Genomic DNA, 17,891 nt, shown 5'->3' with positions numbered 1-17,891 from the left:
TGTCCGGGCGTCCGGGCGCCTCCACCTTCCGTGCTGCGCGTGCCCTGCGTCTGGGCCTCCCGGCCTGCGTCCGGGCGTCCGGGCCCGCTGCGTTCGTGCCGTCGCGGTCGCGGGCACCGAGGCGTTCGCGCCTTCGCGTGTGCGCACGTCCGGACCTTCTCGCCGTCGCGTGTGCGCGCCTTCGCCCTCGTGCCTCCGCGTGGGCGCGCCCCCCTCTGGGCGTCTGCGCCTGCCGCGTTCGCGCTGTCGCGCCTGCGTCCCGGGAGTTCGCGCTTTCGCCTCCTGGCCTCCCACGTGCGCCTCTTCCCGTCTGCGCGCCTCCGCGGCTTAGCGCCTCCGCGCTTTCGCGGCTCCGCGGGTTAGCGCCTCAGGCGTCGGGCCTCCTGGCCTCGGGGCGTCCGTGCGTTTGGGCGTCCGTGCGTCCGTGCGTCTGGGCGTCTGGGCGTCTGGGCGTGCGGGCGGGCCTCCGCACTCTCGGGTCTGCTCGCGCCCAGGCGTCCGCGCGTCCGGGTCTTCGCATCAGGGTGCCCGCGCGCTCCTGCGCTCGCGGCCCGCTCGCGCCTCCGCGGCTCGCGCGGCTGCGATTCGCGAGGCTGGTACGGGTGGGGCGCGGCGGCCCGCGGCAGGGATCGCCCGTGGGCGCGGTGAACTGACCGGTGGCGGGGTGCGTAGGTGAGGGCATGGGGCACGCCACACCTCTGCAGAACTTGATTCCTCGCGAAAAGGCCGCGCTGGTCGTCGGGGTCACAGCCGGAGCCATCGCGGCCGGGACGACCGCGGTCGCGCTCGGTTACGGCGACGGCGCCGGCCGGGCGATGGTGCCGGGACTCCCGGCCCCGGGCGCCCTCACCGACTGGGGCCTGCCACTCGCCCGTCTCGTCGGCGACCTCGCCGCCGCGCTGGTCGCCGGCAGCTCCCTGGCCGCCGCGTTCTGGAGCCGCCCGGAACCCCCTGCCGCCGGCCGCGCCACCAAACGCATGCCCCACCCTGTCGCCGGCCCCGCGACCAGCCGCATCGCTGGCTCTGCCGCCGGCCGGGCGCCCGGCTCCGGCGCCGATCCCGCCGTCGGCTCTGCGGCTGGCCTTGCGGATGGCCGCCCCGCCGGCCCGGAAGACCGCCCCGCCGGCAGGGCGCCCGGCTCCGGCGGCGATTCCGCCGTCGGCTCTGCCGCTGGCCGCACGCCCGGCCGCATCGCTGGCTCCGCCGGCGGCACCGCGCTCGGCTCCGGCGCCAATGCCACCGCTGGGCCCATGTCCGGCCGTCCCGCTGCTGGTCGCGCGCTCGGCCGTGGTGCGGGTCTGGGGGGCGGGGGCGTCCAGGCGGGCAGCGGTGTGCGGCATCGGGCGGTGGCCGCGCGCGCGGCGGTCGTGTGGGTGGTGGCCGCGGTCGTGGCCTGGGTGTTGACCGTGTCCGACCAGCTCGGGCGGCCGGTCGGGGAGGTGCTCACCGTCGGCGCGCTGGGGAACGTCGGGCTGGAGACTCCGGCCGGGCGGGCCCGGGCCGTCGCGGTCGTGGCCGCGGTGGCCGCGCTGTTGCTGGTCCGGCGGGCTCCGGTCGCGGCGCTCGGGGCGGCGCTGCTCGGGGTCGCGCCGTCTGCGTTCGTCGGTGACGAGGTGGTGGTCGCCGATCTCAAGCTCGCGGCCGGTGCCCAGTTGCTGCACCTGCTCAGCCTCACCCTCTGCACCGGCGCACTCGGCGCCCTGCTGCTCCGCGCCCGGAGTTCCCTGGCCGCGCCTCGCGGCGACATGACCGGGCCCCGCCCCGCGGCGAACGCGCCCCGCGCCGCCTCGACCTCCACCTCCACCTCGGCCGCCGACTCATCCGCCGCCTCGGCCGCTGACGCCTCGACCGCCGCCGACTCATCCGCCGCCGCCGACTCACCCGCCGCCGCGGACGCCGACCCCGCCGGCGCAGCCGCCGCCTCGGCCGCCGACCCGAAAGATCGCCCCGCAGGCCCGGAAGGCCGCTCCGCAGGCCCGGTAGTCCACCCCGCAGGCTCGGTAGAGCGCCTCGCCGGCCCGGTAGACCGCCTCGCCGGCCGGCGAAACCAGCCCGCGGCCCGCGGAACCCGATCCGCATTGCGACACAGCGACCTGCAGCGCACCGCCGAGCGGTACTCCCGGCTGAGCCTGATCGCCGTCCCGGTCGCCCTCGCGACCGGGATCCTGCACGCGATCCTGATCCTTGCCCCCTCCGACACGGGCCTCGACAGCGCCTACGGGCGGCTCGCCGCCCTCGAACTCCTGGCCCTCGCCGTGGTCGCGGCGATCGGCCGCTGGCACCGCACCCAGACGATCCCGGCGATCGGACGCGGCCTCCCCGGGCCGTTCCTGCGGTTCGCGGTGCTGGAGCTGGTCGTGCTCGGTGCGGCCACCGGGCTGACCGTCGCGCTGTCGCGGGTCCCGGCGCCGCTCGACTCCGGCGCCGGAGCCCCGCATCACGAGTCGGCCGGCGTCCAGATGCTCGGCTTCGACCTGCCGCCGGTCGTGTCGGTCGGCACGCTCGCGACCAGCTGGACGGTGGACCTGGTCTGGCTCCTGCTGTGCGCGGCCGCGGTCGTCGGCTACCTGCGTCTCGAGTCGCGGGCGCACCGGGCCGGGATCCCCTGGCCGGCCCGGCGGGGGGTGTCCTGGCTGGCCGGAGTCCTGGTAGTCGTGGTCGCGACCTGCAGCGGCGTCGGGCGGTACACGACCGTGTTCTTCAGCGTCGCGATCGTCCAGCACCTGCTGCTCGCGCTCGTCGCGCCGCTCCTGCTGGTCCGCGCCACCCCGCTGACGCTCGCGCTCCGCGCCTCGCATCCCGCCATGCTCCGCACCCCGCGCCCGCCCGCCTCGGCCAGCACCGACAGCGCCGTCTCGGCCAGCATCGACAGCGCCGCCTCGGCCAGCGCCGACGGCGCCGCCGCCGACGCCGCCGACGCCGCCGACGCCGCCGCCGCCGCCGACGGCGCCGCGTCGGACCCCACCGGCGCCGGCGCCTGGCTGCGCACGGCCCTCACCTCCCGGACCGCGCGCGCCCTCACCCACCCAGCTACGGTCGTCCTGCTCTGGGCCGCCGGCCCGTTCGCGATCTACTTCACCCCCCTCTTCGACCAGGCCCGCTGGTCCTACGCCACCGAGCTCCTCCTCGACGGCTACCTCCTCGCCACCGGCGTCCTCCTGGCCTGGTTCGTGACCGGACCGGACCCGCGGCCGGGAGGCCGCCGCCCCGACCGGACCCGCACCCTGGTCGCGGCCGCCACCGCCGCCGCGGCCGCCACCGCGGGCGCCCTGCTCGCCGGGACGGGCCGGGTCGTCGCCCCCGACTGGTACACCGGCCTGCAGCGCGTGATGCTGCTCCCGTGGCCCTGGGGGAGCACCAGCCAGGCCCAGGACCAGGCCGTCGGCGGCACCCTCCTCGCCGTCGTCGGCGCGCTCGCCGGCCTGCTCTTCCTGGCCGACCGCGGTGCGGCGCGGGTACTGCGTGCGGCCCGGATATTCGGTCGACGCAGGCGGGACAGTGACAACCATGAACGATCTCGGGCTGCCGCCCGCTGACCTGCTCGTCCCGGCCGCCGTCCCGCTCTCCGTCCGCGACTTCGGACGCCACCCGCAGAGCGGGTCCGGCGACGGCTGGGGCGGCGACGTCGTCCTCCTCCCGTCGGCCCGGGGCACGGCCGCGTCCTGGGACGTCGTGGGGACGCTGCTGCGCGGGCTGGGCTACCGGCCGGTCGCGATCGAGCCCCGGGGCCACGGGCGGTCCGGCGACGGGGACTGGACCTGGGACGCGGTCCTCGGCGACGTCGCCGCGGTCGTCGACGCGCTCGGGCTCGACCGGCCGGCGGTGATCGGGCACGGGCTCGGCGGCACGACCGCGGCCGGCTGGGCGGCCCGCCACCCCGAGTGCCCGCTCGCGGTCACGATCGACGGCTACGGCAACCCGACCCGGCCCGAGCAGCTCGCCGCGCTGTCCCCGGACGCGAACCGGGACGCAGTGATCGTCGCGTTCTCCGACCATCTGGCGCGAAGCGTCCCGGCGACGCTCGGACAAGCGCTCCGCGCCGTCGAGAGCCTGGACCTGCTGCACCTCTACCGCGCGGTGCGCTGTCCGACCGTCGCCGTGCTCAGCCGGGAGTCCGACCTCGCCGACCTGCTGCCGACCGAGCTCGGGCTGGCCTGGCTCGCCTACCTCGAGTGGGTCACGTCGGCCCTGACCGGGCTGGCCGCCGAGGTCCCGGCGCTGTCCGTGCTCCGGGTCGACGGCCCGAACGACGCCTACCTCACGCAGCCGGAGCAGCTGACGGATCTGCTGGCCGACCTGCTGCCGGCTCCGGCGGCGCTGCTGGCCTGACCACCCGCGGGATGGCCAGCACCAGGGCCAGGGCGACCGCGAGCGCGCCCGCGGCCCAGGCGAAGCCCACACCGAAGGCTCCGGCGAGGGCGTCCGCGCCGCCGGTCGCGGCCGCCCGGCCCGCGTCGGCCAGGGTCCCGGCCGCGCCGGGCACCCGGTCGCGGATCGCGCTCTGCAGGACGACGGCCAGCACCGCCGGCCCGATCGCCGTTCCCAGCCGCAGGACGACGTTCCCGGCGGTGGACGCGGCCGGGGCCTGCGAGCGGTCGAGCCCCCGGTAGGCGGCGGCCATCAGCGGCGGAGTCGCCAGCCCGTGCCCGACCCCGATCACGAGCACCACCCCGAGCAGCAGCGGCAGGCTCGTGGTCGCCGACAACCGGGTGCACACCAGCAGCGCACCACCCACGACCGCGACGCCACCGGCCGCGATCCAGCGGGCGCCGTACCGGTCGGCGAGCCGTCCGGACACCGCCATCGTCGCCATCGCGCCGAGGCCCAGCGGCGCGATCCGCAGCCCGGCCTCCAGCGACCCGGCGCCCCGGATCAGCTGGAAGTAGAGCGGCAGCAGGACCATCACGCCGAACAGCCCGACGCCGTAGCTGAACATCCCGGCGGTCGGCAGCAGGAACGACCGGCGGGTGAACAGCCGGACGTCGATCAGCGCCGCACCCGCCCGCGCCCGGGCCCCGTGGACCACGCCGGCGACGAGCAACACGACCCCGGCCGACACTCCGGCCAGGACGCGAGAGCTGGAGAGGCCGGCGCCGTTGCCGGCCTCGGACAGACCGTAGACCAGGGCAGCGAGGCCGGGGGAGAACAACACGAGACCGATCACATCCAACCGGACCCCGACATCCGATCCACCATGATCCGACGACAACCACCGCACCGCGAGCGCCACCGCAACCACACAGACCGGCGCATTGATGAAGAAAAGCCACCGCCAGGCCAGATGGTCGAGGATGGCGCCGCCGAGCACCGGGCCCAGCACCGGCGCGAGCATCGCCGGGATCGCGACGACCGACATGACCCGGCCCATCCGGTCCGGCCCGGCCGCCTGCGCGAGCATCGTCTGTCCGACCGGCATCAGCGCGCCGCCCCCGACGCCCTGCAGGACGCGGAACGCGATCAGGCTGCCGACCGACCAGGCGACGCCGCAGAGCACCGAGCCGAGCCCGAACGCGAACAGCGCGGCGAGCCAGACCCGGCGCGCGCCGAAGCGGCGCACGGCCCACCCGGTGAGCGGAATCGTCATCGTGAGCGCGAGCGTGTAGCCGGTCAGCACCCACTGGATCGTCGAGAGCGAGGTGTGCAGGTCGCGGCCGAGGTCGTTGAGGGCGACGTTGACGATCGTCGTGTCGAGGACGGTCATGATCGTGCCGGCGAGCACGACCAGTGCGAGCGACCGCAACTGCGGGTCGAGGCGCGCGGTGGAGGTGGTCATGGGGGAAGGCCTTCCTGGCCGCTCGGAAAACGCCGTAACCGCTACGGCGTACGTTGAGCGTACGCCGTAGCGCATTGCCCGTACAGCGTAGCGCTACGCCGTACGGCTAGGATGCGGCCATGACCAGCGCTGATCCGGTTCCCGGCCCGTCGTCCGGGAACGACGTCCGGGAGCCGATCTGGGCGCGGCCGGAGACCCGGCGGCGCTCGACGCTGAGCCGGGCCGCGATCGTCGCGGCGGCCGTCGACCTCGCCGACCGCGAGGGTCTGGCCGCGGTCTCGATCCGCCGGGTCGCCGCCGAGCTCGGCGCGCGCGCGATGAGCCTCTACACCTACCTCGACAGCAAGGACGACCTGTTCGACCTGATGGGCGACGCGGCCGCGGGGGAGACCCTGCTGCCCGAGCCGCTGCCCGGCGACTGGCGCGCCGCGCTGACGCTCGTCGCCGAGGCGACCCGCGACCAGATCGGCCGCCACCCCTGGGTCGTCCCCCTGATGGCCGAGGGCCGCCGCTACGGCGGCCCGTCCGGCCTGCGCCACGTCGAGCAGTCGCTGCGCGCGGTGGCCGGCCTCGGGCTCCCGCCCTCCCGGCAGGCCCAGATCCTCATGGCGGTCGACGACTACGTGCTCGGCTACCTCACCCGCCGGTCCGTGGGGGCCGCCGCCGACGTCTCCGGGACGCTCGAGCACCCGTACTACCGGGCCCTGCTCGACGCCGGGGAGTACCCGCTGCTCCGGGACGCGATGGCGACCGGCGGCTACGCGGAAGACAGCTTCACCGAGGGCCTGAACTGGCTCCTCGACGGTATCGAGGCGTCGCTCCCCGATCCGGCGCGGACGGGCTCAGCCGCGGCCGAGTAGCGGCATGGCCGTGGCCATCACGGTCATGAACGGCACGTTCACCGACAGCGGGAGCCGGGCCAGGAACACGACCGTGTCCGCGACATGCCCGACGTCGAACGCAGGCTCGGCCCGGCGCGACCCGTCCGGCTGCAGCGCGCCCACCTGCAGGCCGCGCGTCATCGCGGTCGCCGCGTTGCCGACGTCGAGCTGGCCGACCGCGATGCCCAGATCCCGGCCCTCCAGCGCGAGCGACCTGGTCAGGCCGGTGATCGCGTGCTTGCTGACCGTGTACGGGGTCGCGTGCGGGCGCGGCACCTGCGCCGACACCGACCCCAGGTTGACGATCCGGCCGCCCCGCGGCTCCTGGGCCGACATCACCCGGAACGCCGCCCGGGCCGCGGCGAAGCTCCCGGTCACGTTGACCGCGATCGCCGCGTCCCAGTCGTCGTCGGTGGTGCCGGCCACCGGATTCGCCGCGCCGAAGATCCCGGCGCTGTTCACCAGCAGGTCCACCCGCCCGTGCGCGGCCACCACGCCGTCGAACAGCCCGTCGACCGCGCCCCGGTCGGTGACGTCGAGCACCGCGTACGACGCCTCGTCCGACGCCGGGGGCGCGTCGGACGCCCGGGCCGACGCGGACCGGGCCGGAGCAGATTGGGCCGGAACGGACCGGGCGAGCGCGACCGACTCGGCCAGCGTCGCCTCGGTGCGCCCCGCGAACACCACCCCGAACCCGGCCGCGACGAGCGCGACCCCGGCCGCCCGGCCGATCCCGCTCCCGCCGCCGGTGACGACCGCCACGCCCGAAGAAGCCATGCCGCACAATAACAAGCCCATACTTCCCGGCTCACTCCCGCCCGGCAGAAGCCCGCCACCAGGGGAAGGGGTAAGGATTGAATATGTGTTTCCCCGGCTACCGATGCAATGGCACCGGGGCAATAGAGTGTGGCGGATAACGGCCAGGGAGAGATGGGGTTGTTGATGCGTCGGCGCGACATCCGGGCGGGTCGCAGTCATCGGGCAGGACACGCTGACTAGCCTCGGCTCGCCGGAACGGACCGGCAGCCCGACCCCGAACACCCCGGACCCCGGTCCGGGCCGCCCCCCGAAACCCCCGCGCCACCCCGGCACCTGGAAAGGTGCCCCGCGCTGGGCCTGGCTGGCCGTCGCGGCCGGCGCGGTCCTCGTCCTGATCTCCGGCGTCGTCCTGATCGGCGTCCCGACCGCGGTGAACCACTACGCCGGGAAGATCACCCACTCCGGCGGCCTCGGCGACGCGGCCGACACCGGCAAGTCGATCGAAGGCCCGATCAACCTGCTGCTGGCCGGCATCGACGAGCGGTCCACCGACCCGACCGCGGGCGTCCGGGCCGACTCGATCATCATCGCCCACATCAACGCGGCCCACGACCGCGCCTACCTCGCGTCGATCCCGCGGGACAGCCTCGTCGACATCCCCGCGTTCCCCGACACGCAGTACCCCGGCGGGCGCGACAAGATCAACGCCGCGTTCCAGTTCGGGTACCGCAAGGACGGCGGCCGCGAGAAAGGCCTGGCGCTGCTCGCCAACACGGTCAGCGACCTGATGGGCGGCATGAAGTTCGACGGCGCGGCGATCGTGAACTTCGCCGGCCTCGAATCCGTCGTCACCGCGCTCGGCGGCGTCCGGATGTGCGTCGACGAGAAGGTCACGTCGATCCACATCGGGTGGGACAAGACCACCGGTAAGCGGGCCGCGCCGTACTACATCAACCCCGACGGCACCCCCGCCGGGCTGCGGTACAACGTCCGGCCCCAGGTCTACTACCCCGGCTGCCGGAACTTCACGAACTGGCAGGCCCTCGACTACGCCCGCCAGCGCGACCTGCTGGCCAACAACGACGGCGACTACGGACGGCAGCGCCACCAGCAGCAGCTGATCAAGGCGATCATGCAGAAGGCCACCTCGTCCGGGGTCGTCACCAACCCGGTGAAGGTGAACAAGGTCCTCGAGTCCCTCGGGGGAGCGGTGTCGTTCTACAACAACAACGTGTCGATCACCGACTGGGTGTTCACGCTCAAGGGCATCAAGCCCGAGCAGCTCACGATGGTCAAGACCAACGACGGCAAGTTCAACGCCGAGATGGTCGACGGGATCTGGTACGAGAAGCTCAGCGACAAGAGCCTGGAGATGCTCCAGGCGATCAAGAACGACACGATGGACCAGTTCGTGGCGGCCAACCCCACGTGGATTTCCGCCGCCTGACCCGCTTCCCGATCGAACCCCCGCCTCCGCGCGGGGGTTCTTTCGTTTCCGTACGTACTCGTGAAAATAACAAGCCCATACGCTTGGACCCACGCCTCGAACGGCCAAAACGGCACCCCACGAGACACTGAGCCTTTGCGGTTCGCCGCCGCATGCTGCGGCATCTGGGTGCTTCCCGGGGTCGACGGCTGGCCGATCACGAAGGCCTGGGCGGCAGCCTGCTGAGGTAGCGCATTCGGACGCAGAGCGACGGCGCAGCGATCCATGGCGTGGAGAGCCCGAGGCCTTGAGCCGGCGGCCCTGGCCGCAGCCCGCACATCGCCCAGCGCATACGTCGTCTACTGCGCGCAATGCGTGCGCCGCCCAGCCCGCGTGTTGGGTGGTGCGCTCGAACCGGCGCGCCTGGATCTGCCCGGCCGACCCAGTGCTCCGCGTGCCATTCGCGAGCGCGGCCCGCGAATGGCACAGCGGTGGCGAGTTCCCGCCGCTCTGTGCACGTGTTCCCGCGGCCGCCGTCGCGGCGGGTCGCCCTCGGGCGGGCACGGCCGCTTATCTTTCCGCCGAGGCTGACCACTCCTTCGCCCGCCGGCGACCCCGCGGACTGACGACTTATCGGGCTTGTCGGAGCCCTGAGAAGCCCCGAAACTCGTCAATCGGCGTGGGGGTCAGCGGCGGCGGGACAGGGCTACTCCGGCCAGGCAGACGGCTCCTCCGATCAGAGCGAGGGCGGCGGGCGTCTCGCCGAGTAGCGCCCATCCTCCGAGGACGGCCAGGGGCGGCACGGCGTAGGTGGTGATGCCGAGGCGTCCGGCGTCGGTGCGGGCCAGTGCATAGGCCCAGGTGCCGAAGGCGGCGGCGGTCGGGACGAGCCCGAGGTACACGAGGGCGGCGGTGGCTCCGGCCGGGGCGTCGGCGAGCTGGCGGGCGAACGCGGGGGCGAACGGCGCGCTGCAGAGCGTCCCGATGGTGCAGGCGAGCCAGGTGACCTGGAGGCCCGGCAGGCGCCGGAGGGTGGGTTTCTGGGCGAGGACGCCGATGGCGTAGGTGACGGCGGCGACGAGGAGCAGCAGGACTCCGACGCCATCGGAGTGGCCGGCCCGGGCCGAGGGGACGCCGATGAGGATGACGCCGGTGAACGCGACGGCGGCGCCGACGAGGAGCCAGCGGGGGAAGCCTTCGCGGAGCAGGATTCCGGCGAAGAGCGCGATGAGGATGGGTCCGAGGTTGACGAGCATGGCGGCGGTGCCGGCGTCGACGCGGCGTTCGGCTTCGTTGAGGGCGACGTTGTAGATGCCGAACCAGGCGACGCCGCAGAGCAGGATGAGGAGCCATTCGCGGCGGGTGGGCGGGGTCCAGCGGCGGGTGGCGAGGAGGGCGGCGCCGAGGGCGAGGGTGCCGACGGTGAGGCGTCCGAAGGCGAGGGGTCCGGCGGTGTAGGTGTGGCCGGCGTAGCGGATGCCGAGGAAGGCGGAGGCCCAGGCGAGGACGGTGAACGTGATGGCGCCGAGGGTGCGCAGGCGTTGGCCGGTGTCGGTGGTGGCGGTCACCGTTCGCGTTGGGGGGCCGGGTTCTGGCCGGGGCTCGCGGGTTCCGGTCGTGGTCACGGTTCGACGGTAGGCGAGGGATGGTTCGGGCCGGGTCGAAGAGTGTGGTGCTGGCAGCCCGCTGGTGTTTGCTGTCAGACCTCGAGGACGGGCCAGTCGGGGCCGAGGAGTTTGCGGAGGGGTGCGGGTTCGCCGGTGACGACGCCGGCGGCGTGGCGGACGGCGAGTTGCGCGGTGTGGAGGGTGGCGAGGGTGGGACGGTGGCCGCCGCCGGCGGTGAGGGTGGGGGCGGAGTCGCGGCCGAGGAGGCGGGCGGTTTCGCCGTCGAAGGGTTCGACGACGATGGCGGCGGCGAGGGCGCCGGAGGTGAGGAGGTCGAGGACGTCGGCTTCTTCGGGGTCTAAGGAGCAGTAGGCCTCGGCGAGGACGAGCGGTGAGACGGCGATGAACTGCTGGCGTTCGAGGATGGAGGCGACGAGGGAGGGGGCGATGAGGTCTTTGCTGGTGGCGTAGGCGGTCAGGGGGTGGTGGTCGAAGACGAGTCCGACTTGGCTGGGTGCGCGGGTGGTGGTCACCCGCGTGTGTGTTGCCAGGCGGCGACGTCGTCGAGGAAGCGTTCGGCGCGTTGGCGGTCGGGTTCGTCGGGGGCGCCGGTGCGGGCGAAGACTTCGTCGAGTTGGCGGCGTTGGGCTTCGCGTTGGACGTGGTGGCGGATGGCGTCGGTGATGTAGCCGGAGACGCGGCGGGCGCCGACGCCTTCGAGGTGGGCGGCGACGTCGTCGGGGACGCTGATGGTGATCCGCTTGGTCACACCGGGAGCGTAGATGAGTCATACTCCGGGCTCGAATTTCTTCAGTTCAGCCTGAAGAGTTCGGGGTGGCTGCTCGGCGCGGCCGCGCTCCTGGTCATGATCGCCCGCCTGTGAGAGGTCCCGAAGCTATGCCTGTTTCGGTCGTGGATGAGAACGTCGCGCTGGTCGTGATCGATCTGCAGAAGGGCACGGTGGGCCGGGCCGGTCTGACGCCGTTGTCCGGTGCGGAGGTCGTCGCGAACACCGTGCGGCTGGCGGACGCGTTCCGCGCGGCCGGGAAGCCGGTGGTGCTGGTGCGGATGCTGGCCGGGGCGGCGCCGGGCCGGACGGAGTTCGGGAGCGGCGGTCAGGAGTATCCGGCGGACTGGGACGAGTTGGTGCCGGAGCTCACGGGTCCGGAGCTCACGGGTGACGTGACGGTGGCGAAGCGGACGTTGAGCGCGTTCACCGCGACCGAGCTGGATCTGGTGTTGCGGCGCCGTGGGGTGACGCAGGTGGTGTTCGCGGGGGTGGCGACGAGCATCGGGGTGGAGTCGAGTGCCCGGGGCGCCTACGACCTGGGGTATCACGTGGTGGTGGCGACGGACGCGGTGACGGATCTGCGGCCGGACACGCACGCGTTGTCGGTGGGGTGGTTCGCGCGGATGGTCGGTGAGACCGGCACGGTCGACGAGATCGCGGCGCTTCTGCGTTAGGTGCAACCGGGTGGGTCGCAGCGGCGTGTAGTGCGTGTGGATCCCACCGGCTACGACGCGTTCTACGGGGCGCATTTCCGTGCGATCAGCGTCCAGCTGTACGCGTATTTCGGGGATGCGGCGGATGCGGCGGACCTGACCCAGGAGGCGTTCTGCCGGGCCTGGGAGCGGTGGGACGTGGTGCGGGGGTACGACGATCCGGCGGCGTGGGTGCGTCGGGTGGCGTGGCGGCTAGCGGTGAGCCGGTGGCGGCGGGCGCGGGTGGCGCGGTCGCATTCGGCGAGGCTGGCCGAGTCGGTGGTCGTGGAGTTCGGGGGCGATCACGTGGATCTGGTGCGGGGGCTGGCGGCGTTGCCGGGTGATCAGCGGCGCGCGGTGGTGCTGCATTACCTGGCGGATCTGTCGGTGGCCGAGATCGCGGCGGACGCCGACGTCACGGTCAACACGGTGAAGTCGTGGCTGCACCGGGGGCGGGCAGCGTTGCGGCAGGCCCTGTCGGACGGGTCGAGCACGTGGGTGAGGGAGGCGTGAGCATGCCCGAGGATCGTTCTGATCTCGATGTCGCGTTCGCGCAGCTGAAGTCCACGGCGCCGGTGTTGCCACCGCCGGGTCCGGAGGCGGCGCGCCGGACGGTGGCGCGGCGGCGGCGGGCCCGGCGGGGCTGGTTCGCGCTGGCCGCGGTGGTCGTGGTGCTGGCCGGTGCCGGGGTCGGGTGGTTGCTGTCGCTGGAGCCGCCGAGTGACACGGCGCGGATCACGGCCGGTTCCCGGCCGTCTGCGGGCCTGTCCCCCGCCGGGCCGTCGTCGTCGGCCTCGGGTCCTCTTCTGGACGTCACTCAGCTGCGGTTCTACGACGGGGTGCCGCTCGTGGTGCCGGAGCGGGCCGGTGGGTGTCCGGCGGCGACGGTGCGGTTCGCGGTGTCGTCGCCGACCGTCACGGTCGGCGGGGTGGAGTACACGCTGTACGGGGGTTCGGCGTTCACCGACGGGGACCTGACCGGGGACGGGCACGCGGAGCAGGCGATCGCGATCGTGTGCCGGCAGGGCGGGTCGGCGCGGTCGGAGCTGCTGGTGGTGGGGGCGGTGTCGGCGACGCGGTACGAGACGGTCGCGGCGGGGCCGGTGGAGCTGGGTGAGGGTGATTTCGGTCTGCGGATCGAGGGTGGGGCGGTGGTGGTGTACCGGTCGCACCAGGACTTCTCGGCCGCGAACCGGCTGGGGAGTTACCGGCTGGACGGGAAGGGCGGGTTCAGCTGACCGGCTGGGCGAGGTAGGCCGGGTTGGCGACCCGGAGTTTGTCGCGCACGGTGGCGACGACCGCGTCGGTGATCGCGGGGGTGGTGTCGCCGGTGCGGATGCGGGCGGCGAGGTCGGCGTCGGAGGCCAGGCCCAGGGCGGCCAGCCGGGCGGAGTGGGCCGAGGCCAGCTCGGGGCCGAGCGTCAGTTCCCGGGCGGCGATGCTCAGGGCGTTGGCGGCGACCCGCCCGAGGTACGTCGAGCCGAAGGCGCCGGCGCGGAACGCGTCCGCTACCGCGGTGATCAGGTGGGTGGCGTCCGGCGCGTCGTGCGGTAGGCGGGGGACGTCGGCGGGGCCGGGGGCGGCCTCGGGTCCGACGGCGGGGTCGGGGTGGGTGAGGCCGAGGGCGAGGAGGAGGTCGAACTCGGCTTCGCAGACGCGGCGGCCGATGACGGCGTGTTCGAGGGAGTCGCGCAGGCCGCGGAGGTGGACGGTGGCCTGTTGGCGGCAGAGCAGCACCCAGCGCAGCGTCCCGTACACCTCCCACCAGTGCAGCTGGTCGGGGGTGGGGGTCCAGCCGGCGACGGTGCGGTAGCCGTCGAGGAGGTCCCGGCGGGACCCGAAGCCCCCGGCGGGGTGGGGGGAGCCGAAGCGCCAGGCTTTGACGCAGAGCCAGCCGAGGTCTTCGACGGGGTCGCCGACGTGGGCGAGTTCCCAGTCGAGGGCGGCCCGGATGCCGTCGGGGCCGATGAGGACGTTGCCGGTGCGTAGGTCGCCGTGGACGAGCGTGTCGGGGGCGTCCGGGGGGCGGTGGGTGTGCAGCCAGGTGAAGCCGAGTTCGGCGGTGGGCCGGGGGTCGTCGTAGGTGTCGGAGATGTCGCGGAGGAGTTCGAGGGGGTGGGGGCGGGTCAGCAGCGAGGGAGGGTCCGGCACCGCGTGGATGCGGGCGGCGAGGGCGCCGAGTTCCCGGGCCAGCCGGGGACGGATCCCGGCGTATTCGGGGTCGCGCAGCAGCCGCCGCGGGATCGCTTCGCCGGGGACGTGCCGCATGATCAGGTACGGGTGCCGTTCGGGGCCGACCCCGGCGACGAGCACTTCCGGGGTGGGGACGCCGGCGTCGTGGGCGGCGGACAGGGCGGCGGCTTCGCGCAGCAGCGTCGAGTCGGGGGCGGGGACGAGGGTGTCGCGGCGGAGGATGAGGGTGTGTTCGCGGCCGTCGGCGGTGACCGGGAAGCGGTGGGTGGAGCGGGACGCGCCGCCGGTGAGCGCGGTGAGTTCCCCGACGACGGTGCCGGGCCCCCAGTGCCGGGCGAACAAGTCCTGCAGGGCGGCGCGGAGCTGCTCGGTGTCGTCGGAGTTAGTCGGCATCGTCGCGTCGCCAGGGGGCGCGGCGGGGGTCGGCGAGGAGCCGGCGGGCGACGGTCATCCGGTGCACTTCGTCGGGGCCGTCGTAGATGCGGGCGTAGCGGGCTTCCCGGTACATCTCTTCGAGGGGGGTGTCGCCGGTGACGCCGAGCGCGCCGTGGACCTGGATGGCGCGGTCGACGACGTCGTGCAGGACGCGGGCGACCCAGAATTTGACCAGGGCGATCTCGTCGCGAGCGCGGCCGTCGCGGTCGTAGGCGGCGGCGGCGTCGAGGACGAGGAGCCGGGCGGCCTGGATGTCGGCGGCGGATTCGGCGATGTACCGCTGGATCTCGCCTTTCTCGCCGAGCGTGGAGCCGTGGGCGTAGCGGGTGCGGGCGCGGTCGAGCATGAGGTCGAAGGCGCGCTGGGCCTGTCCGAGCCAGCGCATGGCGTGGAAGATGCGTCCGGGGCCGAGGCGGACCTGGGCGACGGTGAATCCGCCGCCGCGTTCGCCGAGGAGTGAGTCGAGGGGGACGCGGACGTCGGTGAGGCGGATCTCGCAGTGGTCGCCGCTGGTGGTGCCCATGGTGGGGATGACCCGGACGATGTCGAAGCCGGGGGTGCCGGCCGGGACGACGATCGCCGACAGCGACCGGTGGGGCTCGGCGTCGTCGGTGCGGGCGAACACGGTGGTGAACGCGGCCCCGGACGCGCCGGTGGTGAACCATTTGTGGGCGTTGATCACCCAGTGGTCGCCGTCGAGGCGGGCGGTCGCGCGGATGAGGGTGGGGTCGGAGCCGGCGACCTCGGGTTCGGTCATCGCGACGCTGGGCAGGATCTCGCCGGCGACGAGCGGGGCGAGCCAGCGGCTCTTCTGGTCGTCGGTACCGTAGCGGTGGAGCATGATCGAGTCCTGCATGGAGACGGTGCCGACGGCGAGTTGGCCCCAGCGGGACCGGCCGATGATCTCGTTGACGAGGACGAAGTCGCCGAACGAGAGTCCGCCGCCGCCGAGTTCGGCCGGGTGGCCCAGCGCCCACAGGCCGGCGGCTTTGGCGCGGGTCTGGAGCGCGCGGAGGGTGTCGCGGTCTCCGGCGTTGAGGGCGGGTTCGGCCGGGATGACCTCGTCGTCGAGGAACGCGCGCATGGCGCGGCGGGTGTTCATGAGAGCCCCCGTTCGGCGAGCCAGCCGTTGACGGTTCCGACGGCTTCGGCGAGGTGTGGTTTCTGGTCGGGGCCGGCGTAGTAGTGGGTGGCGCCGGGAACGGTGTGGAGGGTCTTGTCGGGGTGTCCGACGGCGTCGTAGAGGCGCCGGGTGTGGCTGGGGGTGCAGGCGTCGTCGGCGCTGTTGCCGATGACGAGGGTGGGGACGCCGACGTCGGCGGCGCAGCGGACGCCGTCGCCGCGGGCCTCGTCGTAGCTCCATTGGGACAGCCAGGACCGCAGCGTGGTGAAGCGGGCCAGGCCGACCGGGCCGTTGTTCACGACGCGGGGGTCGCCGAGGTAGCAGCGGCCGGGGACGCGGTCGTTGGGGTCGACGGCCGGGTCGAGCCAGCGGGGGTCGGCCATCGTGCCGTGCACGACGAACGCCCGTTCGTCGTGGGTGCGGAGCTGGTCGTGGACCCAGGCGGTGATGCGCCGGTTGCGGGCGATCTGCGCGGCCCGGTAGGTGGCGAGGAACTCGTCGCTGTAGGGCGGGGTGACGGTGTCGCCGTAAAGGTCGAGGGCGGGGTCGCGGTCGTCGGGGTTCGTCTCGTCGCGGATCGAGGCGTCGAGCCATTCGGTGAGCGTGCCGTGGCGGGACACGTGCGCGGCGAGCAGCAGCATCGCGTCGGCCGGGATGCCTGTCCCGGCGTTGGCCTGCTGCTGGTAGTAGAGGGAGAGCGCGCCGCCGCCGGACCAGCCGGCCAGGACGATCCGGACGTAGCCGAGGCGGTCGTGGGCGTCGCGGACGCACGCGCCGAGGTCCTCGACGACGTTCTCCATGATCAGCGCCGAGTCGACGCCCCGGTAGCGGCTGCCGCAGTAGATGACGTGGTGCCCGGCGCGGGCGAGCGCGGTGACCATCGGCAGGTAGGCGCCGCCGCCGATGGGGTGCATGAAGATCAGCACGGTGTCGCTCGGGGTGGGTGGGCGCAGCAGGTAGGACTCGAGCGCGACGATGCCGCCGGGCCCGCCGTAGGTGTCGCGGTGGGGTGAGGTGTCGGGGAACACGACCAGGTACGGGACGCGGTCGTAGGCGCTCATCGCAGTGCGGGGCCGGGGGTGAGGCGGCGGCGGGTGTCGACGGCGATGATCGTCCAGTTCACCCGGTCGTGGTCGGCGAAGTGCCGGCGGGCGTGTTCGCGGGCGACCTCGGGGGCGCCGTGGTGGACGCCCTGCGGGGCGTGGGTGAGCAGCCCGGCGGGCAGGTCGGCGCCGAAGAGCGTGCCGCCGTGGAAGAACGCGATCTCGTCGTGGTCGGCGTTGCGGTGGTACCAGGGCAGTCGTTCGGTGCCGGGCACGGTCTCGGCCGGCCGGGGCAGGAAGTTCAGCACGTCGACGCCGGTGGCCTGCAGGAACAGGTGGACGGTGGGCGGCAGGTGGACGGCGTCGGACAGTACCGGGGTGTAGTCGTCGACGTGGAACGTGAACGGGAAGTTGTCGCCGCGCCAGCCTTCGGCGTCGCACGGGTCGTGCCGGTAGAACAGGCTCGTGTGGTCTCCGGAGTGGTAGAGGCGCACCTCGTATTCGTCGCGGCCGTCGTCGTCGATGGCGCGGGCCTCGGGGATGACCGCGAGCGCGGAGTCGAACGGGAAGTGCCGGCCGAGGGCCCCGGCCGGTGGCGGCCGCAGCTCGTCGACGGTCTCGATCACCAGCGCGGTGGTGGCGGTCCGCGGGACCTGCCGGTAGGTGGTGGCTTTCGGTAGGTACACGAAGTCCCCCGGCCGGTAGGCCAGGTCCCCGAACTCGGTGACGAACGTCCCGTCGCCCTGGTGGACGAAGTACAGCTCGTCGCCGTCGACCGTGCGGACGTAGAAGGGGTGCGGTGCGGTGCGGCGGGACAGCGAGAGGCGGCAGTCGGGGTTGCTGAACAGCAGCAGCGGGGTGCCGGCCGGGTCGGTGGCGTCGCCCGGGGTGAGGGTGGCGACCTGGACGTCGGTGCCGGCGAGGGGGCCTTCGGCGCGGAACGCGGTGGGGTCGTGGCGGCGGTAGAGGTGCGCGGTGCGGCCGGTGAACCCGCCGCGGCCGAGTTCGTCGTCTTTGAGGCCGTCGAGGTCGGCGTGGATCCGGCGGGGGGTGGTGCCGCGGCGCAACTGGACGAACGACTCCATCGGCGCTCCTTCGCGCGGGGAGCCCAGCGAAGCACAAGGGCGTGCCCCGGGTCAGCGGTTCAGGTGACCCGGGGCAGCTGGATC

General features: G+C 73.8%; 16 protein-coding genes. 7 read left to right on the top strand and 9 right to left on the bottom strand.

All coding sequences use genetic code 11. The features are described from left to right. Positions 1 to 1,346 precede the first annotated feature (1,346 nt). Positions 1,347 to 3,536, top strand: coding sequence for a cytochrome c oxidase assembly protein (locus FL583_RS11875; RefSeq protein ID WP_142704654.1), 2,190 nt, complete (start codon positions 1,347 to 1,349; stop codon positions 3,534 to 3,536). Continuing rightward, on the top strand, positions 3,508 to 4,329 hold the full coding sequence (locus FL583_RS11870) for an alpha/beta fold hydrolase (RefSeq protein ID WP_142704653.1): 822 nt from the start codon (positions 3,508 to 3,510) through the stop codon (positions 4,327 to 4,329). Before FL583_RS11875 ends, FL583_RS11870 begins: the two co-directional genes overlap by 29 nt. Here FL583_RS11870 and FL583_RS11865 read toward each other — a convergent pair. After that, positions 4,259 to 5,773, bottom strand: coding sequence for a DHA2 family efflux MFS transporter permease subunit (locus FL583_RS11865; protein ID WP_142704652.1), 1,515 nt, complete (start codon positions 5,771 to 5,773; stop codon positions 4,259 to 4,261). The genes FL583_RS11870 and FL583_RS11865 overlap by 71 nt on opposite strands. 119 nt (positions 5,774 to 5,892) lie before the next feature. On the opposite strand from FL583_RS11865, the gene FL583_RS11860 reads away from it, so the two are divergent. Beyond that, entirely contained in the window at positions 5,893 to 6,633 is a 741-nt protein-coding gene (locus FL583_RS11860) for a TetR/AcrR family transcriptional regulator (RefSeq protein ID WP_142704651.1), read from the top strand. Here the strand turns inward: FL583_RS11860 and FL583_RS11855 are convergent. Then, a complete protein-coding gene (locus tag FL583_RS11855; RefSeq protein WP_142704650.1) occupies positions 6,616 to 7,431 on the bottom strand; it encodes an SDR family oxidoreductase in 816 nt (271 codons plus the stop codon). The genes FL583_RS11860 and FL583_RS11855 overlap by 18 nt on opposite strands. 412 nt (positions 7,432 to 7,843) lie before the next feature. Between FL583_RS11855 and FL583_RS11850 the strand changes: the two genes are divergently transcribed. Beyond that, a complete protein-coding gene (locus FL583_RS11850; RefSeq protein ID WP_170323607.1) occupies positions 7,844 to 8,860 on the top strand; it encodes an LCP family protein in 1,017 nt (338 codons plus the stop codon). A 665-nt stretch (positions 8,861 to 9,525) separates the two neighbouring features. Here the strand turns inward: FL583_RS11850 and FL583_RS11845 are convergent. The 3 genes from FL583_RS11845 to FL583_RS11835 form a co-directional block, all read right to left on the bottom strand. Continuing rightward, positions 9,526 to 10,407: a DMT family transporter gene (locus FL583_RS11845; RefSeq protein WP_420843133.1), complete on the bottom strand. Its 882-nt coding sequence runs from the start codon at positions 10,405 to 10,407 to the stop codon at positions 9,526 to 9,528. A gap of 131 nt (positions 10,408 to 10,538) precedes the next feature. Continuing rightward, a complete protein-coding gene (locus tag FL583_RS11840) occupies positions 10,539 to 10,979 on the bottom strand; it encodes a hypothetical protein (protein WP_142704647.1) in 441 nt (146 codons plus the stop codon). Then, positions 10,976 to 11,215, bottom strand: a complete 240-nt coding sequence (locus FL583_RS11835; protein WP_142704646.1) for a hypothetical protein — start codon at positions 11,213 to 11,215, stop codon at positions 10,976 to 10,978. The genes FL583_RS11840 and FL583_RS11835 overlap by 4 nt, the downstream gene beginning before the upstream one ends. Before the next feature lie 128 nt (positions 11,216 to 11,343). On the opposite strand from FL583_RS11835, the gene FL583_RS11830 reads away from it, so the two are divergent. Genes FL583_RS11830 through FL583_RS40865 form a run of 3 tightly spaced genes read left to right on the top strand, consistent with a single transcriptional unit; the run spans position 11,344 to position 13,166 of the window. Further along, entirely contained in the window at positions 11,344 to 11,910 is a 567-nt protein-coding gene (locus FL583_RS11830) for a cysteine hydrolase family protein (protein ID WP_142704645.1), read from the top strand. A 36-nt stretch (positions 11,911 to 11,946) separates the two neighbouring features. Next, positions 11,947 to 12,441, top strand: a complete 495-nt coding sequence (locus FL583_RS11825; protein WP_205752049.1) for an RNA polymerase sigma factor — start codon at positions 11,947 to 11,949, stop codon at positions 12,439 to 12,441. A 2-nt stretch (positions 12,442 to 12,443) separates the two neighbouring features. Beyond that, a complete protein-coding gene (locus FL583_RS40865; RefSeq protein WP_205752048.1) occupies positions 12,444 to 13,166 on the top strand; it encodes a hypothetical protein in 723 nt (240 codons plus the stop codon). Here the strand turns inward: FL583_RS40865 and FL583_RS11820 are convergent. Genes FL583_RS11820 through FL583_RS11805 form a run of 4 tightly spaced genes read right to left on the bottom strand, consistent with a single transcriptional unit; the run spans position 13,159 to position 17,807 of the window. Next, positions 13,159 to 14,514, bottom strand: coding sequence for a phosphotransferase family protein (locus tag FL583_RS11820; RefSeq protein WP_205752047.1), 1,356 nt, complete (start codon positions 14,512 to 14,514; stop codon positions 13,159 to 13,161). The two genes, FL583_RS40865 and FL583_RS11820, sit on opposite strands and share 8 nt — an antisense overlap. After that, positions 14,504 to 15,658: an acyl-CoA dehydrogenase family protein gene (locus FL583_RS11815; RefSeq protein WP_142704643.1), complete on the bottom strand. Its 1,155-nt coding sequence runs from the start codon at positions 15,656 to 15,658 to the stop codon at positions 14,504 to 14,506. The genes FL583_RS11820 and FL583_RS11815 overlap by 11 nt, the downstream gene beginning before the upstream one ends. After that, entirely contained in the window at positions 15,655 to 16,740 is a 1,086-nt protein-coding gene (locus FL583_RS11810) for an alpha/beta hydrolase (RefSeq protein ID WP_142704642.1), read from the bottom strand. The genes FL583_RS11815 and FL583_RS11810 overlap by 4 nt, the downstream gene beginning before the upstream one ends. Next, positions 16,737 to 17,807 carry a homogentisate 1,2-dioxygenase gene (locus FL583_RS11805; RefSeq protein WP_142704641.1) on the bottom strand — a complete coding sequence of 357 codons (1,071 nt, stop codon included), beginning with the start codon at positions 17,805 to 17,807 and terminating at the stop codon, positions 16,737 to 16,739. Before FL583_RS11805 ends, FL583_RS11810 begins: the two co-directional genes overlap by 4 nt. Between the last annotated feature and the right edge of the window lie 84 nt (positions 17,808 to 17,891).

The sequence above is a fragment of the Cryptosporangium phraense genome (genome assembly GCF_006912135.1).
Taxonomy (GTDB): Bacteria; Actinomycetota; Actinomycetes; order Mycobacteriales; family Cryptosporangiaceae; genus Cryptosporangium; species Cryptosporangium phraense.
Note: the sequence above shows the minus strand (reverse complement) of the source record. Positions and strands in the feature narration are given on the sequence as shown.

Coding starts and splice junctions, on each gene's coding strand:
- FL583_RS11805 (WP_142704641.1), bottom strand. CDS start 17,807: ATGGAGTCGTTCGTCCAGTTGCGCCGCGGCACCACCCCCCGCCGGATC.
- FL583_RS11865 (WP_142704652.1), bottom strand. CDS start 5,773: ATGACCACCTCCACCGCGCGCCTCGACCCGCAGTTGCGGTCGCTCGCA.
- FL583_RS11820 (WP_205752047.1), bottom strand. CDS start 14,514: ATGCCGACTAACTCCGACGACACCGAGCAGCTCCGCGCCGCCCTGCAG.
- FL583_RS11855 (WP_142704650.1), bottom strand. CDS start 7,431: ATGGCTTCTTCGGGCGTGGCGGTCGTCACCGGCGGCGGGAGCGGGATC.
- FL583_RS11815 (WP_142704643.1), bottom strand. CDS start 15,658: ATGAACACCCGCCGCGCCATGCGCGCGTTCCTCGACGACGAGGTCATC.
- FL583_RS40865 (WP_205752048.1), top strand. CDS start 12,444: ATGCCCGAGGATCGTTCTGATCTCGATGTCGCGTTCGCGCAGCTGAAG.
- FL583_RS11830 (WP_142704645.1), top strand. CDS start 11,344: ATGCCTGTTTCGGTCGTGGATGAGAACGTCGCGCTGGTCGTGATCGAT.
- FL583_RS11870 (WP_142704653.1), top strand. CDS start 3,508: ATGAACGATCTCGGGCTGCCGCCCGCTGACCTGCTCGTCCCGGCCGCC.
- FL583_RS11860 (WP_142704651.1), top strand. CDS start 5,893: ATGACCAGCGCTGATCCGGTTCCCGGCCCGTCGTCCGGGAACGACGTC.
- FL583_RS11810 (WP_142704642.1), bottom strand. CDS start 16,740: ATGAGCGCCTACGACCGCGTCCCGTACCTGGTCGTGTTCCCCGACACC.